General features: G+C 68.3%; 21 protein-coding genes and 1 pseudogene. 8 read left to right on the plus strand and 14 right to left on the minus strand.

The window, feature by feature from the left end; all coding sequences use genetic code 11:
- Positions 1–16 precede the first annotated feature (16 nt).
- On the plus strand, positions 17–1,246 hold the full coding sequence (locus tag WPS_RS12385) for an SLC13 family permease (protein ID WP_317994793.1): 1,230 nt from the start codon (positions 17–19) through the stop codon (positions 1,244–1,246).
- On the opposite strand, the gene WPS_RS12390 is transcribed toward WPS_RS12385, so the two are convergent.
- Positions 1,247–1,405 carry a hypothetical protein gene (locus WPS_RS12390; protein ID WP_317994794.1) on the minus strand — a complete coding sequence of 53 codons (159 nt, stop codon included), beginning with the start codon at positions 1,403–1,405 and terminating at the stop codon, positions 1,247–1,249.
- 93 nt (positions 1,406–1,498) lie between these two features.
- Between WPS_RS12390 and WPS_RS12395 the strand changes: the two genes are divergently transcribed.
- From WPS_RS12395 to WPS_RS12405, 3 genes are all read left to right on the plus strand, one after another.
- Positions 1,499–2,257: an enoyl-CoA hydratase-related protein gene (locus tag WPS_RS12395; RefSeq protein WP_317994795.1), complete on the plus strand. Its 759-nt coding sequence runs from the start codon at positions 1,499–1,501 to the stop codon at positions 2,255–2,257.
- Entirely contained in the window at positions 2,254–3,075 is an 822-nt protein-coding gene (locus WPS_RS12400; protein WP_405054889.1) for an SDR family oxidoreductase, read from the plus strand. Before WPS_RS12395 ends, WPS_RS12400 begins: the two co-directional genes overlap by 4 nt.
- Before the next feature lie 107 nt (positions 3,076–3,182).
- Complete coding sequence (locus WPS_RS12405) at positions 3,183–3,461, plus strand: hypothetical protein (protein WP_317994797.1); 279 nt, start codon at positions 3,183–3,185, stop codon at positions 3,459–3,461.
- A 19-nt stretch (positions 3,462–3,480) separates the two neighbouring features.
- Here the strand turns inward: WPS_RS12405 and WPS_RS12410 are convergent, their stop codons facing one another.
- The 7 genes from WPS_RS12410 to metH all read right to left on the minus strand — a co-directional run bounded on the left by WPS_RS12410 (position 3,481) and on the right by metH (position 12,157).
- A complete protein-coding gene (locus WPS_RS12410; RefSeq protein WP_317994798.1) occupies positions 3,481–4,200 on the minus strand; it encodes an ABC transporter ATP-binding protein in 720 nt (239 codons plus the stop codon).
- Positions 4,197–4,985, minus strand: coding sequence for an ABC transporter ATP-binding protein (locus WPS_RS12415; RefSeq protein WP_317994799.1), 789 nt, complete (start codon positions 4,983–4,985; stop codon positions 4,197–4,199). The genes WPS_RS12410 and WPS_RS12415 overlap by 4 nt, the downstream gene beginning before the upstream one ends.
- A complete protein-coding gene (locus tag WPS_RS12420; RefSeq protein ID WP_317994800.1) occupies positions 4,985–6,073 on the minus strand; it encodes a branched-chain amino acid ABC transporter permease in 1,089 nt (362 codons plus the stop codon). Before WPS_RS12420 ends, WPS_RS12415 begins: the two co-directional genes overlap by 1 nt.
- Positions 6,070–6,981 (minus strand): branched-chain amino acid ABC transporter permease, encoded by a 912-nt coding sequence (locus tag WPS_RS12425; protein WP_317994801.1) that lies wholly within the window; start codon positions 6,979–6,981, stop codon positions 6,070–6,072. Before WPS_RS12425 ends, WPS_RS12420 begins: the two co-directional genes overlap by 4 nt.
- A complete protein-coding gene (locus WPS_RS12430) occupies positions 6,982–8,226 on the minus strand; it encodes a branched-chain amino acid ABC transporter substrate-binding protein (protein WP_317994802.1) in 1,245 nt (414 codons plus the stop codon).
- A gap of 86 nt (positions 8,227–8,312) precedes the next feature.
- A complete protein-coding gene (locus WPS_RS12435) occupies positions 8,313–8,675 on the minus strand; it encodes a sirohydrochlorin chelatase (RefSeq protein WP_317994803.1) in 363 nt (120 codons plus the stop codon).
- Positions 8,672–12,157, minus strand: coding sequence for a methionine synthase (metH, locus tag WPS_RS12440; RefSeq protein ID WP_317994804.1), 3,486 nt, complete (start codon positions 12,155–12,157; stop codon positions 8,672–8,674). Before metH ends, WPS_RS12435 begins: the two co-directional genes overlap by 4 nt.
- 62 nt (positions 12,158–12,219) lie before the next feature.
- Here metH and WPS_RS12445 point away from each other — a divergent pair, with 62 nt between their 5' ends.
- Both WPS_RS12445 and glgP read left to right on the plus strand, forming a co-directional pair.
- Entirely contained in the window at positions 12,220–13,152 is a 933-nt protein-coding gene (locus WPS_RS12445; RefSeq protein WP_317994805.1) for a Fic family protein, read from the plus strand.
- Positions 13,149–14,840 carry an alpha-glucan family phosphorylase gene (glgP, locus tag WPS_RS12450; protein WP_317994806.1) on the plus strand — a complete coding sequence of 564 codons (1,692 nt, stop codon included), beginning with the start codon at positions 13,149–13,151 and terminating at the stop codon, positions 14,838–14,840. Before WPS_RS12445 ends, glgP begins: the two co-directional genes overlap by 4 nt.
- Before the next feature lie 86 nt (positions 14,841–14,926).
- Here glgP and WPS_RS18245 read toward each other — a convergent pair.
- The 3 genes and pseudogenes from WPS_RS18245 to WPS_RS12465 all read right to left on the minus strand — a co-directional run bounded on the left by WPS_RS18245 (position 14,927) and on the right by WPS_RS12465 (position 19,341).
- A pseudogene (locus tag WPS_RS18245) lies at positions 14,927–15,341 on the minus strand (PRC-barrel domain-containing protein).
- 320 nt (positions 15,342–15,661) lie between these two features.
- On the minus strand, positions 15,662–18,868 hold the full coding sequence (locus tag WPS_RS12460) for an efflux RND transporter permease subunit (protein ID WP_317994808.1): 3,207 nt from the start codon (positions 18,866–18,868) through the stop codon (positions 15,662–15,664).
- The gene (locus WPS_RS12465; RefSeq protein ID WP_317997542.1) at positions 18,865–19,341 is read right to left on the minus strand and encodes an RNA polymerase sigma factor; all 477 of its coding nucleotides are present in this window, start codon (positions 19,339–19,341) and stop codon (positions 18,865–18,867) included. The genes WPS_RS12460 and WPS_RS12465 overlap by 4 nt, the downstream gene beginning before the upstream one ends.
- Positions 19,342–19,427: 86 nt before the next feature.
- On the opposite strand from WPS_RS12465, the gene WPS_RS12470 reads away from it, so the two are divergent.
- Positions 19,428–19,835, plus strand: coding sequence for a MarR family winged helix-turn-helix transcriptional regulator (locus WPS_RS12470; protein ID WP_317994809.1), 408 nt, complete (start codon positions 19,428–19,430; stop codon positions 19,833–19,835).
- 11 nt (positions 19,836–19,846) lie between these two features.
- On the opposite strand, the gene WPS_RS12475 is transcribed toward WPS_RS12470, so the two are convergent.
- The 3 genes from WPS_RS12475 to cysK form a co-directional block, all read right to left on the minus strand.
- Positions 19,847–20,887, minus strand: coding sequence for an asparaginase (locus WPS_RS12475; protein ID WP_317994810.1), 1,041 nt, complete (start codon positions 20,885–20,887; stop codon positions 19,847–19,849).
- A gap of 52 nt (positions 20,888–20,939) precedes the next feature.
- Entirely contained in the window at positions 20,940–21,110 is a 171-nt protein-coding gene (locus tag WPS_RS12480) for a hypothetical protein (RefSeq protein ID WP_317994811.1), read from the minus strand.
- A 94-nt stretch (positions 21,111–21,204) separates the two neighbouring features.
- The gene (cysK, locus tag WPS_RS12485; protein WP_317994812.1) at positions 21,205–22,164 is read right to left on the minus strand and encodes a cysteine synthase A; all 960 of its coding nucleotides are present in this window, start codon (positions 22,162–22,164) and stop codon (positions 21,205–21,207) included.
- Positions 22,165–22,301: 137 nt separating this feature from the next.
- Between cysK and WPS_RS12490 the strand changes: the two genes are divergently transcribed.
- On the plus strand, positions 22,302–23,294 hold the full coding sequence (locus WPS_RS12490; protein WP_317994813.1) for an MBL fold metallo-hydrolase: 993 nt from the start codon (positions 22,302–22,304) through the stop codon (positions 23,292–23,294).
- Positions 23,295–23,298 lie beyond the last annotated feature (4 nt).

Here is a 23,298-nt window from a genome sequence, read left to right on the forward strand (position 1 = left end):
CGGGTAGGAGCGCTCGGTGCCCGTTCTCACGGTCGCGCTCTCCGCGTGCGCGCTCCTCTGCGTCATCGTGCGCCCGCTTCGCTGGAACGAGGCTTGGTGGGCAGCCGGGGGCGCGCTCGCGCTCGTGCTCAGCGGCGCGCTGGCGCCTGCGCAGGCCGCCGGCGCGCTCGCGCGCGGCGTCGACGTCTATCTGTTTCTGATCGGGATGATGGCCCTCGCCGAGTTCGCGCGCGAGGAGGGCGTGTTCGCGTGGATCGCATCGGTTGCGGTGCGCGCGGCGCGCGGTTCGCGCGCACGTCTGCTCGCGCTCGTCTACGGCGCCGGGATCGTAACGACCGCGCTGCTCTCGAACGACGCCACGATCGTCGTCCTCACGCCGGCGGTGATCGCGGCCTTGCGCCGCACCGACGCGAACGCGGAGCCGTACGTCGTCGCGTGTGCGCTGGTCGCCAACGCCGCGAGCCTCGCGCTCCCGATTGCGAACCCGTCGAACTTGCTCTTCTTCGCCGACGGGATGCCGCCGCTGGGAACGTGGCTGACGTCGTTCGGTCTCGCCTCGCTCGTTGCGATCGTTCTGACCTACGCTGCGCTGGCGCTCATCTTTCGCCGTGCCGTCGCGAGCCCTTTGCGCGTCGACGACGGACGCGTCGCCGCACCGCGCGCGGCGACGCTCGCGGTGCTCGCCGCCGCCGCCGTCGCGCTGGTGGTGACGGCGTCCCTCGGCGGGCCGTTGGGGCGGGTCGCGTTCGGGCTCGGGATCGTCGCCGCGCTCGTCGCCGCCTTGCGCTCCGCAGATGCGCCGCTCGCGATCGCGCGCGGGATCGCCTGGCCCGTCGTCGCACTCACCGCGGGACTCTTCGTCATCGTCGACGCGCTCGATGCCGCCGGCGCGCGTGCGCTTCCGCGCGAACTCTTCGCGTCGGCCGCTCACCTGAGCGCACCGCTGGGCCGGCTCGCCGTTGCGTTCGCCGCGGGCTTTGCGTCGAACGTCGTCAACAACTTGCCGGTGGGGCTCGATCTCGGCGCCTACGTCGGCCGCGCGCATCCGCCGCAGGCGCTGGCGTCGGCGGCGCTTGCGGGCGTGAACCTCGGGCCGAACTTCACCACCAACGGTTCGCTCGCGACGCTGCTGTGGCTCGCGATCCTGCGCCGCGAAGGCGTCGCGATGTCGCCGCTGCGGTTCGCGGCGATCGGTCTGACAGCGACACCGCTGGCGCTCGCAGGCGCCGCGCTCCTTGCGCGCTGATCAGCCGTGCGCGGCATCGGCGGTACAGCCCGGCCGATGGCCGTCGCGCGCAGAGACGAGCGCACCGCATTCGTCGCAGAGGTGGTGCAGCCAGCACGCGTCGTCGCCCTGCGCGCTCTCGCGCTCGTCCTCTGCAGCTTGCGGCTGATCGTCGCCCATCGGACCCACTCTACCGGCCTGCGGCCGCCCGCGCAACGGGCGACCCGAAGGCAACGGCAGGAAAGGCCGCCGTCGGCGCGCAGAGCGTTCGGGATGAGCACGCCCGGGATTACCATCGACGACCGCGACGGCGTCCGCCACGTCGTCCTCGACCGGCCGGAAAAGAAGAACGCTCTGACGGCGGCGATGTATGCCGCGATGGCCGCGGCGATCGCGTCGGCCGCGGCGGACGGCGTCGGAGCGATTCTCATCGCGGGGCGCGGCAGCGCGTTCACCGCCGGAAACGATCTGCGCGACTTCCTCGATCACCCTCCGCACGGGGACGATGCGCCGGTCTTCGACTTCCTCCTCGCGCTCGCGACCACCGACGTCCCGATCGTCGCCGCGGTACGCGGCCCCGCGATCGGCGTCGGCACCACGATGCTCCTGCACTGCGATCTGGTCTACGCGGCGCCGACCGCGCGCTTCAAGGTGCCGTTCGTCGATCTGGGGCTCGTCCCCGAAGCGGGGAGCAGCGTCCTGCTGCCGCGACGCATCGGGCGTGCGCGTGCCGGCGCCGCGTTCTTCCTCGGCGAGGCGATGGATGCCGAGACGGCGCACGCCATCGGCATCGTCACCGCGCTCATCGACGACGCCGCACTCGACGAGACCGCCGAATCGGTCGCGGCCGCGATCGCGGCGAAACCGCGCGCGGCCGTGCGCGAGACGAAACGGCTGCTGATCGCTAGCGATCGCGACGAGATCGTCGCGGCGATCCGGCGCGAAAGCGCGGCGTTCCGCGAACGGCTCGCTTCCGACGAAGCGCGCGCCGCGATGGCGTCGTTCTTCCAGGGATCCGGCGCCCGCGGATGAGCCTGGGGGGGAAAACGCTGTTCGTGACGGGTGCGAGCCGCGGGATTGGTTTGGCGATCGCGCTGCGCGCGGCGCGCGACGGCGCCAACGTCGTCGTCGCTGCGAAAACGGTCGTGCCGCATCCGAAACTGCCGGGGACGATCCACACCGCGGCCGCCGAGATCGAGGCCGCCGGCGGGAAGGCCCTCGCCGTTCACTGCGACGTGCGCGACGAAGCGCAGATCGTCGCGGCCGTCGATGCCGGCGCGGGGCGTTTCGGCGGGATCGACATCGTGGTGAACAACGCGAGCGCGATCCGGCTCGGCGGCACCGCGCAGGTCGATGCGAAGGCATTCGACTTGATGACGGGCATCGGTCCGCGCGCGACCTATCTGGTGACGCGCGCCGCGCTGCGACATCTCGAACGCGCGGCGAACCCGCACGTCCTCACGCTCTCGCCGCCCATCGCGCTGCACTCGAAGTGGGTCGGCGACGCGCCCGCGTACACGTTCAAGAAATACGGGATGACGCTGCTGACGCTGGGCTTCGCAGCGGAGTTCCGCGATCGCGGGATCGCCGCCAACGCGCTCTGGCCGCGCACGACGATCGCGACCGCCGCGGTCCAGAACCTCCTCGGCGGCGACGCCGTCATCGCCGCCTCGCGCAGGCCCGAGATCGTCGCCGACGCCGCGTACGCGATCCTCATCAGCGACGCGCGCACGCGGACCGGGAACACGTTCATCGACGAGGACCTCCTGCGGTCGGAGGGCGTGACCGACTTCACGCGTTACGCCGTGACGCCCGGTGCGACGCTGGCCGACGACATCTTTCTGGACTAGCGTGAAAGTTTGCTGAGACGGCCTTCCGCCTCGCGCGAAGCGGCGGTATGCTCGATGGCGCGAACCTCGTTCGCGCACGCATTCATACCGTCGTCCGAGGAGCCATCATGAACGTCCGATTCACCGCGCTCGCCGCAGCCATCGTCGTTTCGACGACCGGTCTCGCCTTCGCCGCCCCGACGCAAAACACGACCATCGCCGCCCTGAGCAACGATCGCGGGAGCGACCGGAACCTGCGCAACGTGCGCCGCCGCTTGGAGCGGATCATCGATCAGCTGCAGCGCGACCAGCGCGACTACGGCGGTCACCGCGTTCGCGCGATCCAGGATCTGCAGCAGGCCCGCTTAGAGATCGACGCCGCACTCCAGGCGGACGCCGCGCACTAACTGCATTCAACGGCGAACGCTACGCCGCGCCGCCCAGATACGCCGCGCGGACGGCTTCGCTCGCGGAGAGTTCGGCCGACCCGCCGCTGTGCGCGATCTTGCCGACTTCGAGGACGTAGCCGCGCGTCGCGACGGCCAGCGCCTGGCGAGCGTTCTGTTCGATCAGCAGGATCGTCGTGCCGCGCGCGTTGATGTCGCGGATCACGTCGAAGATCGTCTGCACGAGTTTCGGCGCCAGGCCGAGCGACGGTTCATCGAGGAGCAGCAGCTTCGGGCGCGACATCAGCGCGCGCGCCATCGCGAGCATCTGCTGCTCGCCGCCAGACATCGTTCCCGCCTTCTGCTCGTAGCGTTCTTTGAGCCGCGGGAAGATCGTGAGCACGCGCTCGGTGTCGTCGGCGATCTCCGCCTTCGATGTGCGCGTGTATGCGCCGAGTTCGAGGTTCTCGCGGACCGACATCCGCGGAAAGACGCGCCGGCCCTCCGGCGAGTGCCCGATCCCGGCGCGGACGATCTCGCTGGGCGCGAGACGGGCGAGATCGCGGCCGGCGAAGCGGATCGCTCCCGACGTCGGACGGACCAGACCGCTGATCGCGCGCAGCGTCGTCGTCTTGCCGGCGCCGTTGGCGCCGATCAGCGTGACGATCTCGCCCTCGTTCACGGCGAGCGAGATCCCTTCGAGCGCGGTGATCCGTCCGTAGCGCGCGACGAGATTCTCCACTTCGAGGAGCGCGCTCACGTTGCAGGCGCTCCCAGATACGCTTCGATCACCTTCGGGTCGGTGCGGATCTCCGCCGGAAGCCCTTCGGCGATCTTCTCGCCGTGGTCGAGCACGGTGATGCGCTCGCTGACCTCCATGACGAGGCTCATGTCGTGCTCGATCAGGAAGACGGTGACGCCGCGTTCGCGGATGCGGCGGATCAGAGCGACGAGATCGCGCTTCTCGCTGGGGTTCATCCCCGCCGCCGGCTCGTCGAGCAGCAGCAGTTTCGGATCGGACGCGAGGGCGCGCGCGATCTCCAGCCGCCGCTGAAAGCCGTACGCGAGGTTGCGTGCGTACGTTCCTGCATAAACGTCGAGCTCGACGAAGCGGAGCAATTCCATCGCACGTTCGGTTGCGCGCACTTCTTCTCTGCGCTGGCTCGGGGGGTGCAGCAGCGAGCCGACGAGGTTGGTCTTCAACCGCGCGTGCTCGCCCGTCATGACGTTCTCGAGCGCCGACATGAACGCGAAGAGCCGGATGTTCTGGAACGTGCGCGCGATCCCGGCGGCGGTGATCGCGCTCGTCGTCGCACCGGTGAGATCGCGGCTGTCGAACGTGACGCTCCCCGCCGCCGGCTTGTAGATGCCGGTAATCACGTTGAAGACGGTGGACTTCCCAGCACCGTTGGGGCCGATCATCGCCACGATCGCGCCTTCGTCGATCGCGAAGCTCAGATCGTCGATCGCGACCAGACCGCCGAAACGCTGCGTGACGTGGTCGAGGGCGAGCAGCGGCTTGTCCTGAAGCTCTCGAAGGGACATCAGCGGATCGCCTCGCTGTACAGCTCGCCTTCGGCGGCGGCGGCGCGCGCGTCGAGATCCGCCGAGTGCAGTTCCGCCTTGCGCTGGCCGCTGGGGATCAGTCCTTCGGGCCGGAACAGCATCATCAGCACCAGGATGACGCCGTAGATCAGAAACCGTGAATTGGTGAGATCGACGCGCCCGAGCGCGTTCGAAAACGCACCGGACGGGAGCGCGTGCGCGAACCCGTGCAGCAGATTCGTCCCCTGCGGCAGCAGAAAGCGGTCGAGCGCCGAGAGCAGGACGCTGCCGAGGATCACGCCCGGGATGTTCCCCATCCCGCCCAGCACCAGCATCGCCAAGATGAAGACGCTCACGTTGAACCCGAACTGATCGGGCGAGACGAGCTGCAGCTTCGAGGCGTACGCGCAGCCGGCGAGACCGCTGAACGACGCGCCCATCGCGAACGCGGCGAGCTTGGTCGTCGTCGTGTTGATCCCCATGTGCGCGGCGGCGAGCTCGTCTTCGCGGATCGCCATCCACGCGCGTCCGAGCCGGCTCTGCCGCAGGTTGTTCGCAACCCACACCGCCAGCGCGATCAGCGCGAGGATCAGAAAATAATACGGCAGGACGTCGAACCCGAAGCGCAGACCGAAGAACACCGGCTGATCGAGCGAACCGATCCCGTTGGGGCCGCCGGTGAATTGCGAGAGATTTAGAAACGTCTGCGGCACGATCTCACCGAAGCCGAGCGTGACGATCGCGAGATAATCGCCGCGCAGCCGCAGCGTCGGCGCGCCGAGCAGGATCCCGAACACCGCGGCGATCCCCGACGCGACGAACAACAGCACCCAGAACGGCAGATGGATCCCGAACTGCGGCGAGGCCAGCATCGCGAACGCGTACGAGCCGATCGCGAAGAACGCCGCGTAGCCCAGATCGAGCAGGCCGGCAAACCCGACGACGATGTTGAGCCCGAGTGCGAGCAGCACGAACGCGCCGGCGTCGGCCAGGAAGTTCGTGAACGCGCCGTTGTGCCCGATGAACGGCAGCGCGATCGCGACCGCGAACGCGAACGCCGCGTTGCGCGCACCCGGTGTCAGCGTCATACTTTGTTGGGAAGCGCCTCGCCGAGCAAGCCCGACGGCCGGAAGATCAGCACCAGCACCAGGATCGAAAACACCAGCACGTTCGCCCACTGATCGCCGATGAATTGCGTCGTCATAGCCTCGATGAGCCCGATGAGGAAACCGCCGAGCATCGCGCCGGCGAGGTTGCCGATCCCGCCCAGCACGGCGGCGGTGAACGCCTTGAGCCCGGCGGCGAAGCCGTTGAAAAACCAGGTCGAGCCGTAGTACACGCCCGAGACGAAGCCGGCGGCGCCCGCCAGCGCCGAGCCGATCAGGAACGTCAGCGCGATCGTGGTGTTGATGTCGATCCCCATCAGCTGCGCGGCGTCCTTGTCCTGTGCCGTCGCGCGCATCGCTTTCCCGAGCCGCGTGTTCTGCACGAAGTTCTGCAGCACGATCATCAGCACGACGGCGAGCAGGATCACCATCACCTGCTTCGCCTGGATCGTCACCGCGCCGACGCCGAACTGCACCTTCGGCAGCAGATCGGGGAACGGCACCGGCGAGGGGCCCTTCCAATAGAGCATCAGGTTCTCGAGGATGAACGACATCCCGATCGCGGTGATCAGCGGCGCGAGCTTCGGTGCGTTGCGCAGGCGACGGTATGCGAGCCGCTCGATGATCACGCCGGTGAGCCCGCACAGGATCATCGCGCCGACGATCGTGACCAGCACGATCGCGATCAGCGCCGGGCCGGTGACGACGCCGCTCACGCCGAGCAGCGTCAGGATCGCCAGCGAGAAGAACGTTCCCAGCGTGTAGACGTCACCATGCGCGAAGTTGATGAGCTCGATGATCCCGTAGACCATCGTGTAGCCCAGCGCGATCAGGGCGTAGATCCCGCCCAGCGACAGCCCGTTGATGAGCTGCTGGAGGAAGAGTTCCACTCAGGACTTCAGCGTGATCACGTCGATGACGACGCGTTTGCCGCCCTTCACCTCGTCGAGCGAGAGCACCGGCGACGTCGTGTCGCCGGCGGCGTCGAACCCGACCTTACCGATCGGCGACTCAAAGTCCGTCGTCGCTGCGATGTTCTTCAGCACGTCGGCGCGGGTCGGCATCTTGCCGCCGTTGTCCTTGATCGCTTTTTCGATCGCCGCGATCTCGATTTTTGCCGCGGTGTACGCGTTCGCCGAATACGGGCCGACGTCGCCGTTGAAGCGTGCCTTATATGCGGCGATGAAGTCCTTCGCGCTCGGAAGCTTCGAGGCGTCCGGGGCGGCGATCGTCATGTACGAGCCGTTCGCCGCGTCGCCGGCCTGCTTCTCGAACTCGTCGTCGCCGATCCCGTCGCCGCCGAGCATCGCGATGCTGCCCATCCCGACGTCGGCCATCTGACGGCGGATCAGCCCGCCCCCGGTCGAGGTGTTGCCGCCGAAGAACACGGCGTCGGGATTCAGCGACTTCACCTTGGTGAGCAGGGCCTTGAAGTCGACTTGGTTGGCGGTGATGTGCTCGTGACCGAGCACGGTCCCGCCCAGCTGCCGGAACGACGCGTCGAAGACGTCGGCGAGCCCCTTGCCGTACGTCTCGTTGTCGTCGATCACGAAGACCTTCTTGAACTTGAGGCGCTGCGCGGCGGTCTGCGCGAGCGCAGCGCCTTGTTTCGCGTCGCGCGTGCAGACGCGGAAGTACGTGTTCACGTCGGGGTGCGCGGTGCGCAGTTTCTTCGCGTCGTCGCCGATCGTCAGGCCGTCGTTGGTGTTCGAGGGCGAGATCTGCGCGAGGCCGGCGTCGTTGGAGAGCGGGATCTCCGACTTCGCGACGTTCGAGTTGAACGGGCCGACCATCGCCAGCACCGCGGAATCGGCGATGAACGTTTTCACGTTCTGGGCGCCGGCGGCCGGGTCGTGTTTGCCCTGCACGGCGTCGTCGAGCAGCGAGGCCTCGAGCTTGAACTTCCCGCCGGCGAAGCCGTTCTTGTTCGCCTCTTCGACCGCCAGCACGACCCCGTTCTGCGTGGGGACGCCGATCGAGGCGTCGGCGCCGCTGACCGGCAGATCGACGCCGATCTTGATCGTGCCGCCGGAGTCGCCCGAACTCGACGAGGAGCTCGAGCCGCCGCCGCATGCGGCGAGCGCGGCGGTCAGGACGGCGGCGAGGACGATGCGCATCAACGGGGGCAGCGGCATACGACGACTCCAGGGACCGGGAGCGAATCGGGCCTGAGTACGCCTGCGTGACGGGAGCACCCTGCGGCGCTGCGGCCCTTCCGCTGTCAGCCGGAGCCGAGCGCGCTGCGCGCGAGCGACGTCAGCACGTCGGCGATCTCGGGCCGGCCGCCCAGGAACTCGGAAAGTTCGAACGTCACTCCGGGATGCCGCGCCCGGGCGGCCTCGACGATCTCCACCAGATCGCGCCGGACGTGCATCCCCGGGTGCAGAAAGTACGGCAGGACGACGACGCGCCGCGCGCCGGCCGCGACCGCGCCGTCGATCGCCGCCGGGATCGTCGGCTCGGTCATCTCGAGGAACCCGGGGACGACCGGCGATCCGAGCCGCGCGGCGACCTGGGCCGCAAGCGCTTCGAGCGCCGCGTTCGCCTCGGCGGAACGGCTGCCGTGGCCGGCGAGGACGATCACACCGCCGCGAGTTCGCGGACGGCGGCGGCGTTGAAGTACGCGGCGCGCGGATGGTGGATCACGATCGCCGCCGTCGACTGCTCCGGCATGATCTGGTGCGCCGCGGTGAGCGACGCGCCGATCGCCTTTTCGACGTCGAGCAGTTTCCACACCAGCTCGTGCTGGGAGAGATCCGGACACGCACCGTAGCCCCACGAGTAGCGTTTGCCGCGCTCGCCGCTCAGGCCGAGTTCGTCACGGACGCGCTGGTGCGTCCGTTCGGCCAGCGCTTCGGCCGACTGCACGCTGAAGCCGTGCAGAAAGTACGCCTCGCTGTAGTCGTTACGCGCCTGCAGCGCCTCGATCCGCTCCGCCGGCTCGTTCCCCATCGTGACGACCTGCAGCGCGATGACGTCGCTCGCCGCGCCGCCGTCGGGTTCGCGCAGGTAGTCCGCGAGACACAAGTGCTCGCCGCCGGCCTGACGAGCGAACGTGAAGCGCGCGATCTCACGGGCGCGATCCTGCGGATCGTACACGATGACGTCGTCGCCGCTCCCCGCAGCGGGGAAGTAGCCGTAGACGACGCGCGGCGCCAGCAGGGCACCGCTCTCCGCGAGCGACTGATAGCGCCGCAGACGCGGTTCGAACTCGGCGGCGACGAGCCGGTCGAACTCGTCACCCTTCGTGTTTGCCGCGCCCCACGACAAACGGTAGAGCGAGCGCAGATCGAAGCACGGCCACAGTTCGCGCACGTCGACGTGTTTCACGGTGCGCGCGCCGAAGAACGGCGGCGCAGGGACGTCGGCGTCGCCAAGTTCCGGGCGCGCGGTGAGCCCCGCAGTCGCGGATGCGGCATGCGTGCCGGTGTCCTTCGCCCGCAGCGTTTCCGCTTCGCCGCGCAGGCGCTCGACCAGCGCCGCGCGCGAGACGTCGTCGGTCAGCGCATCGAGCAGTTCGAGTCCCTCGAACGCATCCTTCGCGTAGAAGACGCCGGGCTCGAAGAAACGGTCGGGCGCAAACGCGGTGCGCCGTCCGAAGTCGCGGTTGATCGCCGCACCGCCGATCACGACCGGATACTCCAAGCCGCGCGAAACCTGTTCTTTCACCAGCGTCGGCATCTGCTTGGACGTCGAGACGAGCAGCGCGGAGAGGCCGATCGCGTCGGCGTTCACCTCGACCGCTTTGTCGAGGATCGTCCCGACCCGAACCTGCTTGCCCAGATCGTGCACGGTGTAACCGTTGTTCGAGAGGATCGTGCCGACGAGATTCTTGCCGATGTCGTGCACGTCGCCGAAGACCGTGGCCAGCACGATCACGCCCTTGGTGACCCCCTCTTTTCGTTCGAGGAACTGCTCGAGGTGCGCGACGGCCTTCTTCATCACCTCGGCCGACTGCAGGACGAAGGGCAGGATCAGTTCGCCGGCGCCGAACTTATCGCCGACTTCCTTCATCGCCGGGAGCAGGACGTTGTTGAGGACGTCGACCGGATCGCGGCGCGCGAGCGCTTCGTCGATCTTGGCTTCGATGCCGTCCTTGCGACGGCGCAGGATCGCCTGATGAATGCGCACTTCGACCGGCTGATCGGTGTCGTCCTCGACCGCGGCGGAAGCGCCGCCGCCGGTGACGACCTTCGCTTCGAAGTGTTCGATGACGCGCTGGAGCGCGTCGGGGCGCCGGTTGAGCACGAGGTCGTCGCACAGTTCGCGTTCGTACGCGTCGATCTCGGCATACGGCGTGATCTCCGCCGCATTGACGATCGCCATGTCGAGCCCGGCCTCGACGCAGTGATGCAGCATCACGGAGTTGAGCACGTGCCGCGCCGCCGGCTTGAGACCGAACGAGACGTTGGAGACACCGAGCGACGTCAGCACGCCGGGCAACTCGCGCTTGATGGCGCGGATCCCCTCGATCGTCTCGACCGCCGAGTCGATGTACTCGGTGTCGCCGGTCGCCAGCGTGAACGTCAGATCGTCGAAGATCAGCGCGCCGGCGGGGAGGCCGTACTCGTGCACGACGATGTCGTGAATCCGTTGGGCGACCTCGAGCTTGCGCTGCGCGGTCTTCGCCATCCCGGCTTCGTCGATCGTCAGCGCGACGACGGCGGCGCCGGCTTCCTTCACCAGCGGCATCACCGAATCGATCTTGACGCGGCCGTTCTCGAGATGGATCGAGTTCACCACCGGGCGCCCCGCGTAGATCTTCAGGGCGGCTTCGATGACCTTCGGTTCGGTCGAGTCGATGACGAGCGGCGCTTCGACCGACTGCGCGAGGCGTTTGACGATCGTCGCCATCTGCACGTCTTCGTCGGTGCGTTCGGTGAGCGCCGTGCAGACGTCGAGCAGATGCGCGCCGCCTTCGACCTGTCCGCGCGCGACGAGCGTGATCTCGTCGTAGTCGTCAGCGAGCAGGAGCCGTTTGATCTTGCGCGAGCCCTGCGAGTTCACGCGCTCGCCGATCAGCAGCACCGTCCCTTCCTGGCGCAGCGCGACAGCGGTCATCGCCGATGCGGCGAGCTGCAGCGGTTGCGGATCGGGGATGCGCGGACGGCGGCCGGACGCGGCGAGCGCGTCGAGCCCGCTGCGGAACGCGGCGATGTGCTCGGGCGTCGTGCCGCAGCAGCCGCCGATCGCGTTGACGCCGAGTTCGCCGACGAACGAGCTGAGTTCGCGTCCCATCTCGTCAGGGGTCTCGGGATAGATCGTCTCGCCCTTCGGCCCCATCTTCGGCAGGCCGGCGTTGGGGATCACGCTGACGAAACAGCGCGAGTGCTCGACCAGATAGCGGATTGGGTCGCGCATGTGCGTCGGGCCGGTCGAGCAGTTCAGCCCGATCACGTCGATCGGGAGCGCGTCGAGCGTCGCGCAGACGGCGGCGATGTCGGTGCCGAGCAGCATCCGGCCGGTGACGTCGAGCGTCGCCTGCGCCTGGATCGGCACGCGGCGCACGCCCGCATCGAAGCCGCGCACGATCCCCGCGATCGCCGCCTTCATCTCGAGCAGATCCTGGCTCGTCTCGAGCAGCAAAAGATCGACGCCGCCCTCGATCAGCGCCGCTGCCTGTTCCTGATAGAGATCGGCGAGCTGATCGAAGGTGATCTTCGAGAGCGCCGGGTCCGACGACGAGATGAGCATCCCGGTCGGTCCGAGCGCGCCGGCGACGAAGCGCGGGCGCTCGGGCGTCGCGAACGCATCGGCGGCGCGCCGCGCGAGCTGCGCCGCGGCGAGGTTGATCTCGCGCGTCTTGGCGCCCAGTCCGTATTCGTCGAGCTTCAGACGCGACGCGGTGAACGAGTCCGTCTCGACCACGTCCGCACCCGCGGCGAAGTAATCGCGGTGGATCGCCTCGATCAGATCGGGCCGCGTGAGGACGAGCGCCTCGTTGCACCCGTGGTAGGCGGCTCCGCCGAAGTCCTCGTCGCGGAGGTGCTGGGCCATGAGCTGCGTGCCCATCGCTCCGTCGAACAGCAGCACGCGCTCGCGCAGCGCGGTAAGGTACTCGGCCATTGCGTTCAGGGTACCGCCCCAACGAGCCGGAACGCTGCGCTCCGCTGTCCAACATATCTCCGATGGAGACGATTGGACAGCTCGCGGCGCGGATCGACGCGCTCGCCGCGCTCGTCCGCGCCGCCCCGGTCTCAACCGCGCTGCGCGACGCTTATGCGGCGCTGCGGCTCGAAGAGATCGCGGCCTCCAGCCGGCTCGCCGGCGCGTCGCTCGATCTGGTCGAAGTGCGCGCCCTGCTCGAGCGCGGACGCGCCCTCGGCGGGCACCGCTTGACCGACTACCTGATCGTCCGCGGATACGCCGACGCCGCCGCCTGGGCCGCGCAGCACGGCACGCGCCGCACCCCGGTGACCGGCGCCGACCTGCGGACGCTGCACCGCCTGGCGACGCGCGGGATGAGCGAGAACGCCGGAGCCTGGCGCACCCGCACCGTCCCGCCGCTCGCCGACGGCACGGTCCCGCCGCCGCACTGGATGGTCCCGTTCGAAACGGAGAGCTACGTCGGCCGGCTGGCACTCGGTGCCGATGAACCAGCGCCGACGGCACTGGCACGCGCGATCGCGCGGCTCGTCCGCCTCCAGCCGTTCCCCGACGCGAACGGGCGTGTCGCACGCCTCGTCGCCAACCTGCTCGCATACCGGCGCGGCCTGCCGCCGCTGATCTTCGACGCGCGCGGCCGCCGCTCGTACGACGGCGCCCTGCGTGCGGCGCTCGCCGGCGACGTGGCCCCGCTGGCCCGCTCCGTCGCGCGTTCGCTGACCCGCGGGCTCGAACGGCTGCGCGACGCCGTCGAAGCGACGGAGGAACTTCGCCCGCTCGCCGACTTCCGGGGTGCCGGGACGCCGGACCGGCTGTACAAGGCGGCCCAGCGTGGCCGATTGCGTGTAGTGCGGCGGGGCGGAAGACTCTTCAGCACCGGGCACTGGATCGCCGACTATCAACGAAGGCCCCGTTTCGACGGCCCCCTTGACGACCAGACGAGAATAAGGAAATGACCGAAGCGCGCGTCGCGTATGTTTCGATGGAAATTGCCGTTGCGTCCGATGTCGCCACCTACAGCGGCGGCCTCGGGGTGCTCGCCGGCGACGTGATCCGCGCCGCGGCCGACGCGGGCTTCCCGATGGCCGGCGTCACGCTGCTCTATCACGAGGGCTATTTCCGCCAGCACCTCGACGCGACGGGCCACCAGCACGAAGAACCGCAGAGCTGGCGCCCCGAGGACACGATGGAGCGGCTCGCCGCGACGGCGACCGTCACGATCTCCGGCCGCGCGGTCACCGTCGGCGCGTGGCGCTATCTCGTGCAGGGCGTCGACGGCCACCGCGTACCCGTCTACTTTCTCGACACCGACCGCGACGAGAACGACGATGCGTCACGCGCGCTCACGCGCCGGCTCTACGGCGGCGACGCGCGCTATCGTCTCGAGCAGGAAGCGCTCCTCGGGCTGGGGACGGTCGCGATCCTCGCGGCGCTCGGCGAGCACCGCATCGAGACTTACCACCTTAACGAGGGCCACGCGGCGCTCCTGGCGCTCGGCCTGCTCGAACGGACGCGCGACCTCGAACGCGTGCGCCAGCATTGCGTCTTCACGACCCACACGCCGGTCGCGGCCGGTCACGACCGCTTCGGTACCGACCTTGCCGGCGACGTGCTCGGCCACGACCGGATGAACGCGCTGCGCGCGGCGGGCTTGCTCTACGACGAGCAGCTGCACATGACGCACCTTGCGCTGCGGGCGAGCCGCTATGCGAACGCCGTTGCGATGCGCCACGGCGAGGTCGCGCGCACGATGTTTCCCGAGTATCGGATCGACGCGATCACCAACGGCGTGCACGCGGGCCAGTGGACGTCGGCCGCATTCCGCGACCTCTTCGATCGGCATCTGCCGGCGTGGCGCCGCAACAACTTCGCGCTGCGTCAGGCGATCGGCATTCCGCTGCGCGAGATCGCATCGGCGCACGAAGCGGCGAAACGCGAGCTCTTTGCGCGGATCGAACAGGCCGGCGGTCCCCGGCTCGATCCCGCCGTCTTCACGATCGGCTGCGCGCGCCGTTCGACGGCGTACAAGCGCAACGACCTGATCCTGCGCGACCGCGCGCGCCTAACCGCGCTCGCCGAACGCTACGGCGGCCTGCAGCTCGTCTTCGCAGGCAAAGCGCATCCGCACGATCACGACGGGAAAGCGCAAATCGCACGCATCGTCGACGCCTCCCGCGAACTGTACGGCACGGTCGAGATCGCGTTCGTCGAGGGCTACGACATGAACTGGGGCGGCGCGCTCACCTCGGGCGTAGACCTGTGGCTCAACACCCCGCGCCCGCCGCTCGAAGCCTCGGGGACGAGCGGGATGAAAGCCGCGCTCAACGGCGTCCCCTCACTCAGCGTCGTTGACGGCTGGTGGGTCGAAGGCGCGATCGAAGGCGTCACCGGCTGGTCGATCGACGCACGCACCGACGGTGACGACGCCTGGGCCGCATTCGAACTCTACCACCAACTCGAAAACACGATCGTCCCTCTCTACTACGAACGCCCCGACGCCTACACCGATGTCATGCGCGGCGCAATCGCTTACAACGGCGCCCACTTCAACGCGCAACGCATGCTCGCCGAATACGCAATCGACGCCTACACCGGCGCCCCACCCGCCGCCGTCACCGAGATCGCCACCCTCAAAGCCGGCTGACCTTCGCATCGCCGCCCAACGCGAAAGGGACCGCGCCGACAACAGCGCGGTCCCTTCATTTCTTGGTCTCAGTCGATCGCGAAGCGTCAGCGACGCGTCGGCCAGTAGTAGTCCACGCCGTAATAGTCGTAGATCTGCTCCTCGCGCGACCGATCGTTCCAATCGAAGTCGCCGTTCCCACCGCCGCTGCCGCTACCGACGCGGTTGAACGTAGGCGCCCGGCTCAACTGATCCTGCGTGATATCGGTGCGGAATCCGCCGAGGTTCGTGTCGAAACTCAGCTTCCGCCACGGCACCGGATACTCGTTCACCCATCCCGAGGAAGCCGCCGAACGACATCACGGCATAGGCCGCGTTCCCGCTCGCCTTATCGATGATCAAACGCTTAATCGTCCCGATGTGCTTCCCGCCGGCATCGTACACCGGCGTCCCCTCAACGCGATCGCTCCCGATCAGCGGCCCGCTCGTCGAAGGATTCGTCGTCCCACCTTGCGTCGACATCGTGCTGGCATTCATACAAGTTCCTCCACTGGTGAACGCCCCAACTATTCCCATCACGCCAACACCCCTCGCGAGCGCACGCAAGCTCAACAGACCCGCAACGTACAAAAGACTCTTAAAGCGCAGCGAAGCGCACAACGCCACGCTCGTCCCATGAGCGGCTCGGGGCGTGCTGCTGTTCGGCGGTACTTGCGAACGAGCGAAGCCCGGAGGGCGAGAGCGAGCGAGCACGTAGCGACTGAAGCGCAGGATGCGCGAAAGGAGCGTGCCGCCGAACAGCAGCACGCCCCGAGCCGCGAGCCCGCGAACCGCGCGAACGGTTACGCGCGAGCCGGTTCTTGCGTTGGCGCGGTCGTGCCTCGTCCGTCCGTATCCGGCGGTCGCGTGATGTGCTTCGACCGCCCGATCCCAAGCCGATCCTCCAGCCCCGCAATCAGCACGTACAGCACGGGCGTAATCACCAGGTTGAGGATCGTCGACACGATCATCCCGCCGAACACCGCGGTCCCCAGCGAGTGCCGCGACGCACTCCCCGCACCCGACGCAAACACCAACGGCGTCACGCCAAGAACGAACGCAATCGACGTCATCAAAATCGGACGCAGCCGCGTTTCGGCCGCGCGCCGCACCGCCGTGATCGTGTCGAGCCCCTGATCGCGCATCTGATTCGCGAACTCGACGATCAGAATCGCGTTCTTCGATGCCAGGCCGATCAGCATGACGTACCCGACCTGCGCGAAGACGTCGGAGGTGATGCCGCGGATCCACAGCCCGCCGATCGCGCCGAGCAGCGCGAGCGGAACGGCGAAGAGGATGATCAGCGGATCGGCAAACGACTCGTACTGCGCCGCGAGCACAAGGAACACGAACACGATCCCCAGACCGAAGATCAGCGCGGCCTGCGCGCCGCTCTCGATCTGTTCGCGTGAGATCCCGCTCCACTCGGACGCGAAGCCCGGCGGCAGATGCGCGGCGAGGCTCTGCATGAAGTTGAGCGCCTCACCCGACCCGTGACCGGCTTTCGGGCTGCCGGTGATGTCGATCGACCGGTAGAGGTTGAAGTGGGTGATGTTCTGGGGCCCCTTCGTCTGCTGGACGCTCATCAGCGACGAGATCGGGATCGCCGGCGGCAGCACCTGAGCGCCGTTCGCGATGATCGGCGTGCTCGACCGCACGTAGATGTTGTTGAGGTCGTTGATGCTCGAGCGGTACGGCTGATCGGCCTGCACGTAGACGCGGTACGACTTGCCGCTCATGTCGAAGTCGTTCACGTAGACCGATCCGAGGTAGACCTGCATCGTGTTGAACAGGTCGGTGAGCGGGACGCCGAGCGAGAGCGCCTGACTGCGGTCGACGTTGACGAGCACCGTCGGCTTGTCGTTGCGGAACGTCGTGTAGACGCGGCTGGTCGGCGCAGACGGCGCGTTCGCAGGGATGATGATCGAGTACGCCGCGCCGAGCATCGCCGGAATCCCGGCGTTGCCGCGGTCCTCCAGCTGGAAGTCGAAGCCGCCCTGGAACCCGAGGCCCGGGATCGCCGGCGGGTTCACCATGAACGCCTGCACGCCGGGGAGGAAGAACAGCTGCATGTTGACGCGGTTGATCACCGCATCGAGCGTGTGCTGCGCGCCGGCGCGCTCCGACCATGGCCGCAGACGGATGAACATGGTCGCGTAATTCGAGCCGTTGCCGGTGAAGCTGAACCCGGCCGCGTCGAACACGTCGGAGATCTCCGGCTGCTGCTTGAGAATCGACTCGATGATCTTCTGCTTCTGATGCGTGTAGTCGAGCGAGACGCCGGGCGGCGCCTGCATCGCGATGATCGCGAAGCCTTGATCTTCGTCGGGGATAAAGCCGGTCGGGATGCTGGTGTACGCCCAAGCCGTCACCCCGAGGAGCACCGCGAACGCGGCCAACGCCGCGTACCGCCACGCGAGGACGCGCGGCAGAACGCGCCGGTAGCCGCTGCGGGTCGCTTCGATAGCGCGGTTCACCGGCCGGAAGATCCGGCTTTCGCGGTGCTTGTTGCGGCCCAGCAGCAGCGAGGAGAGCACCGGCGTCAAGGTCAGCGCGCAGAACAGCGAGATCGCGATCGAGCACGCGATCGTGAGCGCGAACTGCTTGTAGAGCTGACCCGTCGTCCCCGGGAAGAACGCCACCGGGACGAAGACCGCGAGCAGGACGAGCGACGAGGCGACGACGGCGCCCTGAATCTCGGTCATCGCTTCGCGGGCGCCCTCCAGCGGCGGCATCCCCTTCTCCTGGATGAAGCGCGCGATGTTTTCGATGACGACGATCGCGTCGTCGACGACGAGCCCGGTCGCGAGCGTCAAGCCGAAGAGCGTGAGCTGGTTGATCGAGAACCCGAGCACGTTCATCAGGAAGAACGTCCCGATCAGCGAGACGGGGATCGTCAGCGCGGGGATCAGCGTCGTGCGCCAATCCTGCAAGAACAGGAAGATGACCAGCACGACCAGCGAGATCGCGATGACCAGCGTGATCACGACTTCCTTGATCGACTCGCTGACGAACTCAGTCGTGTCGAACGCGACGTGGTAGGTCATCCCGGCCGGGAACTTCTGCGAGAGCCGTTCCAGCGTCGCGCGCACTTGCTTGGAGACCTGCAGAGCGTTGCCGCTCTGCAGCTGCAGAACGCCGAGACCGATGCCGTCGTGGCCGTCGAACGCCAAGCCGCCGTTGTAGCTTTCCGCGCCCAGCGTCACCCGGCCGATGTCGGAGACTTTCACGAACCCGCCGTCGGCCGTCGTGCGCAGGATGATGTTCGAGAACTCGGTGGTGTTCGTCAGCCGGCCGGTCGCGCGAACGCCGTACTCGTACGGCTGTTTGCCGTTGGTCGGAGGGGCGCCGATCGCGCCCGCCGCGACCTGGACGTTCTGGCTCTGCAGCGCCGTGACGACGTCGCCGGCGGTCAGGTGGTTGTCGGCGAGCCGCTTGGGGTCGACCCACAGGCGCATCGCGTACTTGCGTTCGCCGAACACGAGGACGTCGGAGACGCCGACGATGCGCTTGAGATCGTTCGTGACGTTGTTTTCGAGGTAGTTCGTCATGTAGATCGGATCCCAGCGCGGATCCGTCGACGTCACGCCGATCGCCATGACAAACGTCCCGGAGTTCTTCGCGACCGAGACGCCGGTCAGCTTGACCTCGTTCGGCAGCCGGCCTTGCGCGAGATTCACCGCGTTCTGCACGTCGTTCGCCGCTTGGTCGAGATTGCGATCGAGGTTGAACGTGCACGTGATCTGCGAGGTGCCGTCGCTGCCGCTCTGCGAGCTGATGTAGCGCAGGCCTTGCACGCCGTTGATCGCCTGTTCCAGCGGCGTCGTCACCGACGACTCGACGGCTTCGGCGCTGGCGCCGGTGTAAACCGCCGTGACGGTGACCGTCGGCGGCGCGATGTTCGGGTACTGCGCGATCGGTAAGATCGGAATCGAGATCATCCCGAGCAGCAGGATCACCAGAGACGCCACCGACGCGAAGATCGGGCGTCGCAGAAAGAACTCGGTCACGCTGGCTTCGACCTCGGGGAAGAAAGAGTGGTTGCCGGGAGCGTCGCCTCGAGGCGCCGTCGCCCGCGGCGGATGCGCGAGGCGGCGGTGCGGAGCGGGACGCCGAGCCGTTCGCCGACCGCTCGCGCCGGCAGGTCCGCCAGCGCGTGCAGCGCCAATGCGGGCTCATTCTGCGTCAGCGCTCGGACCAATGCGTCGGATTCACGGCGGACCGCTTCATCTTCAGCCGACGGCAGCGGTTCGGGGATCGCCGCGACACGCGGCTTGGACCGTTCGGCGGCGATCGTGATCGCCTTGCGGCGCGCGATCGTCATCAGCCAGGGGAGCGGGTCGCGGCCGGCTTCGAATCGGGCGCGCGCGCGCCAGGCGGCCAGGAACGCATCGTGGAGCGCGTCGTCTGCATCATCGGGGTCGCCGGTGACGCGCGCCGCGGACCGAGGCGCGGTAACGCACGTACCATTGGGCGATGTCAGGCCCGGCGGTTGTCATCATCGAGTCGATTGGTTATAGTCGTCAAAGGTGGTACTTGTCAAGCAATAGCGGACGCGCCTGGCAGGCGATGACCGATTTCCTTCGACTGCAGAAACGCTACATGGTCGAATCGTTTGCAGAACTCGACCTGAGCGTGCAGCTCGCCCATGCCCTGGCGTCGATCCCGCGCGAGGGGATGACGATGCGCGCGCTCGCCGACGAGTTGGCGTGCGACGCGTCCAACGCCACGGGCCTGGCGGACCGCCTCGAGGAACGCGGCCTGATCGAGCGGCGCGTCTGTCAGGACGACCGCCGCGTCAAGCGCGTCTTTCTCACCGTAGCGGGCCGGCGGATGCAGGACAAGATCCAAATGCGGTTTCTCACCCCGCCCGCCGCGATCGCGGCGCTCAGCCCCGCCGACCAGCGCGCGCTGCGCGAGATCCTCGAGCGGGCGCTCGCGTTCGCCGACGCCGAACGCGTCGATCCCGGCGCCTAGCCTGCCAATCCTCAGACGTCCAGCGCGATCTCCTGCGGGAGCCAGCCGTCGAGCGCCGCGACGTCGCCGACGACGCGTCCCGCGACGTTGCGTACCGCGACCCGGACGTGCGGCTCGAGCGCGGCGCGCGCATCGGGCTCGAGTGCGCGCAGCCGGTCGAGCAGCGCGATCGTCGCCGGCGGGGCCGCGCGGCGCGTCCCGTCGAGCACCTTGAGGGCGACGCCGAGTCCCGCGTCGAGGAGCGCGTCGCAGTGGACCGCCTCCGCGCCCGCCTTGCCGACGACCCGCCCGTGCGTCGCCCGCATCAGATCGGTGTCGAACCGGCCGGTCCCGGCGACGTACCACGGTTCGTTCGCCATCGCCGCCGCGACGCGCGCCAGCGCGGCGGCGTCGTCATCATCGAGGTGCTCCAGCGACGCAAACCGCGCGAACGACATCGCGGCGTTGCGCAGCGTCGTCGCGTAGACCGGAATCCCGCAGCCGTCGACAGCGAGCTTGTCGCCGTCGAACGTATCGTCGCTCACCCGCTCGCACAGCGCGAGGATCTCGCGCTGGGCGGGATGCGACGGTTCGAGATAGCCTTCGAACGGCGCGCCGAGCAGTTTCGCGAACGCGAGGATCCCGGCGTGCTTCCCGCTGCAGTTGTGGTTGAGCTGGGTCGGAGCCTCGCCGCGCGCGGCGAGCGCGGCGGCGGCCGGCTCGTACGCCGGCGTCTGCACGCCGCAACGCAGATCGTCGACGCGCGCCCCGATCCGTTCGAGCATCGCCGCGACGACCTCGGTATGGCCGGGCTCGCCGTTGTGCGACGCGCACATCACCGCGAGCTCGCGGTCGCCGAATCCGAACGCCTCGAGCACGCCGGCGCGCACCGCGGCCGCCGCGATGAACGGCTTGGCCGACGAGCGCAGGAAGACCGGCGTCTCGATGGTGCCAATCTTCTCGACGATCGTCCCGTCCGCGCTCGCAACGCAAGCGGCGACGTGATGGACCGACTCGACGCGCGTGCCGCGGCGCACCGCGACGGCGGGCACGCCCGCCAGTTCCCAAAACATGACGGGGAGCCCGCGTACTGGACGGTGCCGCGACGACCCTTTCCGCGGGCCGTCAGGCGGCGGTGAACGAGGAGCGCGCCTCCTTGCGGTCGTTGCACGCCTCGTCGTCAGCGCAGCGACGCTCCCTTCCGTCGATCGCGGGGACGGTGTCGTCGAACGGGACCACGCGCCCGCACTCGGCGCAGGTCGCCAGGTCTTCCCGGACGTCGTTGGATCCGCTCATAGCACCGTCCATTCCCGTGAGTGGTCTCGTCCTCTCATCGTCGCCGATCACACCGGCGGCGACAATGGACAAAGGGTGAAGGCGCCGCGCGCGCCTAGGCGAGCGCGGGTTCGAACACGTTGGCGTCCTGTTCCGCAAACAGCGGGCTCGAAAGATACCGCTCGCCGGTATCGCAGCCGATTGTCACGATCAGTTTCCCGGCGTTCTCGGGCCGCGCCGCGACCTGCAGCGCCGCCCAGACGTTGGAGCCGGCCGAGATGCCGACGAGGATCCCTTCCTCGCGCGCCAGCCGGCGCGAGGTCGCGATCGAATCTTCGAACGACGCCTTGATGACCTCGCTGTAGACATGCGTGTCGAGGATCGACGGGACGAAGCCGGGCGCGAAGCCCTGCAGCTTGTGCGGGCCGGGCGAGCCGCCGGAGAGGACGGTCGAGGTGTCGGGCTCGACGGTGATGCAGGTGACGCCGGGCTTGCGTTCTTTGAGCAGATGGCCCGCGCCGGTGATCGTTCCGCCGGTACCGACGCCGGCGACGAAGATGTCGACCTTGCCGTCGGTGTCGCGCCAGATCTCCTCGCCGGTGGTGCGGTAGTGGATCTCCGGGTTCGCCGGATTGTCGAACTGGCCGGGTGAAAAGTACTTGGCCGGATTCGAGGCGACGATCTCCTTGGCTTTGGCGATCGCGCCCTTCATCCCGTCCGTCCCCGGCGTGAGCACGAGCTGAGCGCCGTATGCCTTGAGCAAGTTGCGCCGCTCCATGGTCATCGTCTCGGGCATCGTCAGGATCAGCGGATAGCCTTTGGCGGCGCAGACGAATGCGAGCGCGATCCCGGTGTTGCCGCTGGTGGGCTCGACGATGACGGAGTCGGGACGGAGTTTTCCGTCGCGTTCGGCGGCCTCGATCATCGCGACGCCGATGCGGTCCTTCACCGAGCCGGCGGGGTTCATCGATTCGAGCTTCACGAGGATCTCGGCGCCCAGCCCCTTGTTGAGGCGCGGGATGCGGACCAGCGGCGTGTTCCCGAAAGTGTCGGCGATGTTGTCGTAGACGCGCACGGTCGTGTCTGGTGCTCCTGAACGGTGGCGGCGTTGGTGTTGCTGAGAACCCGACGCCCGCACGAAAGGGTGCGTTCCCGGGGCGGCACGAACGCACGTTCGTCCTCGTGTTTTCTCTCACCGAACGGTCCCTCTACGTGCGGGACCTCGATCTCTGGATCGACTCGATGCGTCCCCGTTCGCGCTGCTACGTCTCGCACGGGCACAGCGACCACGCACGCGAGCACGACACCATCGTGACGACGCCCGCCAACGCGCGGATCTGCCGCTCGCGCTTCGAGCGCTCGCTCGCCCACGCCAAGCAGATGGCCCTGCTCCCGGCGCGCGGCCGGCCCGCCTGCGATTTTGAGGAGCGCAACTTCAACGAACCGTGGGAGGACGGCCGGCACCGGCTCACGCTGTTCCCCGCGGGCCACGTGTTGGGCAGCGCGCAATTGCTGATCGAGGGCGATGCCGGACGCTTCGTCTATACCGGCGACTTTAAGCTGGCGCGTTCGTACACGTGCGAGCCGCCCGAGGTGAAGCGCTGCGACGTGCTCTTGATGGAGTGCACGTATGGCCGCCCGCAATACGTCTTCCCGTCGCGCGACGAAGTCGAGGACGCGCTGGTCACGTTCGCGACCAAAGCGCTCGAAGACGGCGTCGCGCCGGTGCTGATGGCCTATTCGCTGGGCAAGGCGCAAGAAGCGATGGCGATCCTCGGCAAGGCGGGGGTTCCGCTCACCGTGCACGGCGCGGTGCACGCGATCGCGCGCTGTTACGAAGAGTCGGGGGTGCGCCTGCCGCCGTACGAACGCTACGACGCCGTGACGTACGACGGCACGCGCGCGTTGATCTGGCCGCCGTCGGGGAAGCGGCTACCGAAGGCGCTCGCGGGGAAGCGCTCGCGCACCGCAATGCTCTCCGGCTGGGCGCTCGACGCGAGCGCGCCTTTCCGATATGGGGTCGACGTCTGCATCCCGCTGAGCGATCACGCCGACTACGCTGCGCTGCTGCGCTACATCGAGCTCGCGCAGCCGAGCAAAGTGTTGCTCAACCACGGCTGGCGCGACTTCGTCTGGCGCCTGCGCCGCATGGGCATCGACGCCAGCTACCTGGAAGCCAACGAACAGCTCTCGCTCTTCTCGTGACGTC

Origin of the sequence: Vulcanimicrobium alpinum (assembly GCF_027923555.1) — a bacterium.
GTDB classification, from domain to species: domain Bacteria; phylum Vulcanimicrobiota; class Vulcanimicrobiia; order Vulcanimicrobiales; family Vulcanimicrobiaceae; genus Vulcanimicrobium; species Vulcanimicrobium alpinum.